We start from the raw sequence: 6,371 nt of genomic DNA, 5'->3' as shown, positions 1-6,371 counted from the left end.
CGAGATCAGCGCGGCGATGGAGGACGTGTTCGGCCGCTACGGCACTCAGCCGACGCCGGTCAGCGGCATCTATGGCGGCGCGTATGACGGCGACGCGCGCTGGGCGCGGCTGGAGGACGGCGTCGCCTCGACCGAGCGCCGGCTCGGCCGCAAGCCACGGATGCTGGTCGCCAAGATGGGCCAGGACGGGCATGACCGGGGTGCCAACCTGGTGTCGTCGATGTTCAGGGATCTGGGCTTCGAGATCGTGCCGGGACCGCTGTTCCAGACCCCGTCTGAGGCGGCGAAGCTGGCGCTGGCGAAGGATGTCGACGTGGTCGGCGCGTCGTCGCTGGCGGCGGGGCACAAGACGCTGATCCCCGAGCTGATCGGCCACCTGCGCGACGCCGGCCGCGCCGACATCAAGGTGATCGCCGGCGGCGTCATCCCTGCGCAGGATTACCAGGCGCTGCGCGACGCCGGGGTGCAGGCGATCTTCGGCCCGGGCACCAACCTGATCCAGGCGGCGGAGGAGGTGCTGCGCCTGCTCGGCCACAACATGGCTCCGCAAAAGGAAGCAGCCGAATGACGACCGACCTGCTCGACCGCCCCGCAACGGGCGTGCGCACCGACTGGACCCGCGCGGAGATCGCCGCGCTGTTCGACCTGCCCTTCACCGACCTGGTTTTCCGCGCTGCGGAGGTGCACCGGGCGCACCATGCGGCGGGCGAGGTGCAGCTGTGCACTTTGCTGTCGATCAAGACCGGCGGCTGCCCGGAGGACTGCGGATATTGCTCGCAGTCGGCCTCGGCCGATAGCGGCGTCAAGGCGACCAGGCTGATGGACGTGCGCGCCGTGCTCCAGGCGGCGGCGCAGGCCAAGGATGCGGGCTCGCAGCGCTTCTGCATGGGCGCGGCATGGCGCAACCCCAAGGACCGCGACATGGACGCGATCGTCGCGATGGTCGAGGGCGTGCGCGGCATGGGGCTGGAGACCTGCATGACGCTGGGGATGCTGGAGCCTCACCAGGCGCGGCGGCTGGCGGTGGCGGGGCTCGACTACTATAACCACAATATCGATACCTCGCCCGAGCGTTATGGCGAGGTCATCACCACGCGGACGTTTAAAGACCGGCTCGATACATTGGCGACGGTGCGCGAGGCGGGGATCAACGTGTGTTGCGGCGGCATCGTCGGCATGGGCGAGACGCGCGAGGACCGGGTCGGCTTCGTCCATGCGCTCGCGACGCTGCCGCGCCATCCCGAGAGCGTGCCGGTCAACGCGCTGGTGCCGGTCAAGGGAACGGTGCTGGGTGACATGCTCGCCGACACGCCGCTGGCGAAGATCGACGATATCGAGTTCGTGCGGACGGTGGCGGTCGCGCGGATCACGATGCCGCTGAGCATGGTGCGCCTGTCGGCCGGACGCGAGTCGATGGGAGAGGCGACGCAGGCGCTGTGCTTCCTGGCGGGAGCGAACTCGATCTTCACCGGCGACAAGCTGCTCACCGCCGGCAACTGCGGCGACGACGCCGATGCGGCGCTGTTCGCGAAGCTGGGCGTGCGGCCGATGGCGGGCGAGGAGCCGATGCGGGTGGCGGCGGAGTGAGGCATCCAGAGCTAGTACTGGCGGTCTTGGTTATTCTAGGCGCTTCTTCGCCGAAAGATCAGAAAGGATCGACCGATCGCTTATCGATCACCGATCGTTCGGGCAATGCCCTGAAGCTTGCGCGCTTTGTACGGCAGCAGTGTGTTGGTGCGGTAACAGATTTAAATAGATTTGAGGCTATACTGAAGGCAAGCGGATGGCCGGCAGTTCGAAAGCAAACCGCCAATCCCAGCAATCAGCTTTCGCTAGACGTTTGGCAGCTTCCCTATCTCGAGCTAATACGCGGCCAGCCGGTAACAGGCCGTGTTTGGACGTGTTCTGTTGCTATCGACGGCAGGATTGCTCCGTCGACCGGCGCTGCCAAAGCAGCTCTATCGAGTTTCGCTGGATATTCGGTATCCCCGTCAGGTGAATGGGCGTGGTCGTCGTCACGCGGCAATCGTCTGCATATGACGCTTGGCCAAGGACCGAACAACGGTTTGCTGATCAACATAGAAGATACACAATTGCCTTGGTGGCAAACTATTCTGGGATAAGTAGCATGTTCACCAAAATCCTGGTCGCCAATCGCGGCGAGATCGCGTGCCGGGTGTTCCGCACCGCCAAGCGCATGGGGCTGAAGACCGTCGCGGTCTATTCGGACGCCGACGCGCGCAGCCCCCACGTCCTGATGGCCGACGAGAGCGTCCGCCTGGGCCCCGCGCCCGCCGCCGAGAGCTACCTCAAGCCTGAGCTGATCCTGCTCGCCGCGCGCGAAACCGGTGCCGACTGCATCCACCCCGGCTACGGCTTCCTGTCCGAGCGCGAGAGTTTCGCGCGGGCCTCCCCCCAACGCGATCGCGGCGATGGGCGACAAGATCGAATCGAAGAAGCTCGCCAAGGCCGCCGGCGTCAACGTCGTCCCCGGCTTCCTGGGCGAGATCGCCGACACCGACGAGGCGGTGCGGATCGCGAGCGACATCGGCTATCCGGTGATGATGAAAGCCTCGGCCGGCGGCGGCGGCAAGGGGATGCGCCTCGCGTACAGCGAGCAGGACGTGCGCGAGGGGTTCGAGGCGACCAAGCGCGAGGGGCTGGCGAGCTTCGGCGACGACCGCGTCTTCATCGAGAAGTTCATCGAATCGCCGCGCCACATCGAAATCCAGCTGCTCGGCGACCAGCACGGCAACGTCCTCTACCTCGGCGAGCGCGAATGCTCGATCCAGCGCCGCCACCAGAAGGTGGTCGAGGAAGCGCCGTCGCCGTTCGTCACGCCCGACATGCGCCGTGCGATGGGCGAGCAGGCGGTCGCGCTGGCCAAGGCGGTCGGCTATTACAGCGCGGGGACGGTCGAGCTGATCGTGTCGGGCGCGGACACCAATGGCCAGGGGTTCTACTTCCTGGAGATGAACACCCGGCTGCAGGTGGAACACCCGGTGACCGAGGCGATCACCGGGCTCGACCTGGTCGAACAGATGATCCGCGTCGCGGCAGGCGAGCCGCTGGGTTTCGCGCAGGACGACGTCGCGCTGAACGGCTGGGCGGTCGAGAACCGGGTCTATGCCGAAGATCCATATCGTGGCTTCCTGCCGAGCATCGGCCGGCTGGTGCGCTACGCGCCGCCTGAGGCCGCGGCGCGCCAAGAGCCGCTGGGCCGGGGCGAGGACGCCTATACCCGCGTCGACGACGGCGTCGCGGCGGGCGGCGAGGTGTCGATGTTCTACGATCCGATGATCGCCAAGCTCGTCACCTGGGCCCCGACCCGCGCGGCGGCGATCGATCGCCAGGTGGCGGCGCTCGACGCGTTCGTGATCGAGGGGCCGGGGACCAACCTCGATTTCCTGTCGGCGCTAATGCAGCACCCGCGCTTCCGCTCAGGCAACATCACTACCGGCTTCATCGCCGAGGAGTATTCGGACGGCTTCCACGGCGCGCCGGCGTCGGCGGAGCTGATCCGCAGCCTCGCCGGCATCGCCGGCTTCGCGGCGACGGCGAAAGCCGACCGCGCGCGGCGCAGCGACGGGCAGCTCGGCAACCGACTACAGCCGCCCGGCGCGTGGGTGGTGCGGATCGGCGACGCCGCCCATCAGGTGCTGATCGCCGATGGTGAGCTGGTCGTGGATGGTGAGCCGCTCGACCTGGCGCTGGAATATACTCCCGGCGATCGGCTGATCGAGGCGGAGATCGCCGACGAACCGCTGACGGTGCGGATCGAGCGCACCCGCACCGGCTTCCGCCTCGCCACCCGCGGCGCGAGCCACATGGCGCGGGTGCTGCCGGCGCACATCGCCGACTATGCGCGCCACCTCATCGAGAAGGTGCCGCCCGACCTGTCGCGCTTCGTCCTGGCACCGATGCCGGGGCTGCTGGTGCGGCTCGACGTCACGGCGGGCGACGCGGTCGAGGCGGGGCAGCCGCTGGCGGTGGTCGAGGCGATGAAGATGGAGAACATCCTCAGGAGCCAGAAGACCGGGCGGGTAAAGAGTGTCGAGGCGCAGGCGGGGGAAAGCCTGGCGGTGGATCAGGTGATCCTGGAGCTGGAGTAAGGCGCAATCGTCAAGTGCGGCCGTTCACACCAGCAGCTTGACCCCCACCACCGCCAGCGTCGTCGCCAGGATCGGGCTCAGCACGCCGTCGCGCACCCGCGTGGCGATCAGGCTGCCGACGATGATGCCGGGGACCGAGCCGATCAGCAGCGATCCCAGTAGCGCCACGTTGACCGACCCCAGCGCCCAGTGGCCGATCCCCGCCACCAGCGTCAGCGGCACCGCATGGGCGATGTCCGACCCCACCAGCCGGCTGAGCGGCAGCCGCGGATAAAGCACCAGCAGCGCGGTCATCCCCAGCGCGCCCGCGCCCACCGAGGTCAGCGACACCAGCACCCCCAGCACCGCGCCGAGCAGGACCGTCAGCCCGGTCAGCCGCTCGCCCTCGGCGCTGCCCAGCCGCACCGTCAGCCAGTCGACCAGCCGCCGCCGGAACAGCGTCGCCACGGCGGTCAGCACCAGCACCGCGCCGAGCGCTACGGTAATCACATGGCTGGTCGCGCTCGATCCCTCGCCGGCATGACCGAGCGCCAGCAGCGTGACGAGCGTCGCCGGCATACTGCCGGCGGCGAGGCGGCCGACCACGCGCCAGTCGACGCTGCCGCGCCAGCCATGGACGGCGGTACCGACCGTCTTGGTCGCGGCGGCGTAGAGCAGGTCGGTGCCGACCGCGGTGGCGGGGTGGAAGCCGAACGCCAGCACCAGGATCGGCGTCATCAGCGAGCCGCCGCCGACCCCGGTCAGCCCGACCAGCAGCCCTACCAGCACCCCGGCGACGGAATAGAGCGGGTTGATCGTCACGCGACCGGACGGGACCGCGCGCGCAACGGCTCAGCCGGCGTTGCGCGCGGGCGTGTTGACGCCCATCGAGGCGAGGTAACGCTTCACGTTCCTCGCCGCCTGGCGCAGCCGCTGTTCGTTCTCGACCATCGCGATCCTGACAAAACCCTCGCCGTTCTCGCCATAGCCGACCCCCGGCGCGACCGCGACCTGGGCGTGGGTGAGCAATTGTTTTGAGAACTCAAGGCTGCCTATGTGGCGCAGCGCCGGCGGCAGCGGGGCCCAGGCGAACATCGACGCGGCTGGCGAGGGGATGTCCCACCCCGCCCGCGCGAAGCTCTCGACCAGCACGTCGCGGCGCTTGTGGTAGAGCTGGCGGTTGCGCTCGACGATGTCCTGCGGGCCGTTGAGCGCGGCGCAGGCGGCGGCCTGGATCGGCGTGAACGCGCCATAGTCGAGGTACGACTTCACCCGCGTCATCGCCGCGACAAGCTTGCGGTTGCCGACCGCAAAACCCATTCGCCAACCGGCCATGGAATAGGTCTTGCTCAATGACGTAAACTCGACCGCGACGTCCTTGGCACCCGGCACCTGGAGGATCGAGACGGTCGGCTTGCCGTCGAAATACAGCTCCGAATAGGCGAGATCGCTGACGATCCAGACCTTGTTGTCCTTCGCCCAGGCGACCAGCCGCTCGTAGAAAGCAAGGTCGACCGTCTCGGCGGTGGGGTTGGAGGGATAGTTGACCACCAGCACCGACGGCCGCGGCACGGTGAAGGCGATCGCCCGCTCCAGGCTCTCGAAATAGGCCTCGTCCGGCGTCGTCGGCACCGCGCGGATGGTCGCGCCGGCGATGATGAAGCCGAAGGTGTGGATGGGATAAGACGGGTTGGGCGCGAGCACGACGTCGCCCGGCGCGGTGATCGCGGTGGCGAGGCTGGCCAGCCCCTCCTTCGATCCCATTGTCACCACTACCTCGGTCTCGGGATCGAGGTCGACGCCGAAGCGGCGGCCGTAATAGTTCGCCTGGGCGCGGCGCAGGCCGGGGATGCCCTTGGACTGCGAATAGCCGTGCGCGTCGGGCTTCCTCGCCACCTCGACCAGCTTGTCGATGACGTGCGGCGGCGGCGGCAGGTCGGGGTTGCCCATGCCCAGGTCGATGATGTCCTCGCCGCCCGCGCGCGCCGCCGCCCTCATGCCGTTGACCTCGGCGATGACATACGGGGGCAGGCGCTTGATGCGGTAGAAATCGTCGTCGGACATGGGCGTGGCCTTTCGAGTCCATCCTATCCTTTCCGCCATCGCAGCGGTAGAGCTGCAGCGAGGAAGCCATGACCGATCCCACCGCCCCGTCCCCCAATTCTGCCGAGCCGTGGATCGACGCGCTGTTCGAGGCGCAGCGGGCGATGATGGCGAGCGGCGCGGCGCTGCTCGGCGGCCTGCCGCCGACCGGGGAGGGGGCTCCCCTCGCGCCGGCAG

General features: G+C 68.3%; 5 protein-coding genes and 1 pseudogene. 4 read left to right on the top strand and 2 right to left on the bottom strand.

The annotated features are described in order from the left end of the window. From HUU96_RS09415 to HUU96_RS09400, 4 genes and pseudogenes are all read left to right on the top strand, one after another. On the top strand, positions 1 to 568 hold a 568-nt coding region (locus HUU96_RS09415), incomplete at its 5' end, for a cobalamin-dependent protein (protein WP_174292565.1). After that, a complete protein-coding gene (gene bioB / locus HUU96_RS09410) occupies positions 565 to 1,587 on the top strand; it encodes a biotin synthase BioB (protein WP_174292564.1) in 1,023 nt (340 codons plus the stop codon). The genes HUU96_RS09415 and bioB, both read left to right, overlap by 4 nt. Further along, positions 1,584 to 2,123 carry a hypothetical protein gene (locus HUU96_RS09405; protein ID WP_174292563.1) on the top strand — a complete coding sequence of 180 codons (540 nt, stop codon included), beginning with the start codon at positions 1,584 to 1,586 and terminating at the stop codon, positions 2,121 to 2,123. The genes bioB and HUU96_RS09405 overlap by 4 nt, the downstream gene beginning before the upstream one ends. A 5-nt stretch (positions 2,124 to 2,128) precedes the next feature. Further along, positions 2,129 to 4,112: pseudogene (locus HUU96_RS09400) on the top strand (biotin carboxylase N-terminal domain-containing protein). A gap of 24 nt (positions 4,113 to 4,136) precedes the next feature. Here the strand turns inward: HUU96_RS09400 and HUU96_RS09395 are convergent. Further along, entirely contained in the window at positions 4,137 to 4,913 is a 777-nt protein-coding gene (locus tag HUU96_RS09395) for a sulfite exporter TauE/SafE family protein (RefSeq protein WP_174292562.1), read from the bottom strand. A gap of 30 nt (positions 4,914 to 4,943) precedes the next feature. Further along, on the bottom strand, positions 4,944 to 6,155 hold the full coding sequence (locus HUU96_RS09390; protein ID WP_174292561.1) for an LL-diaminopimelate aminotransferase: 1,212 nt from the start codon (positions 6,153 to 6,155) through the stop codon (positions 4,944 to 4,946). Positions 6,156 to 6,371: the final 216 nt, after the last annotated feature.

Source organism: Sphingomonas bacterium (genome assembly GCF_903644135.1).
In the GTDB taxonomy this organism is placed as follows: Bacteria; Pseudomonadota; Alphaproteobacteria; order Sphingomonadales; family Sphingomonadaceae; genus Sphingomonas.
Note: the sequence above shows the minus strand (reverse complement) of the source record. Positions and strands in the feature narration are given on the sequence as shown.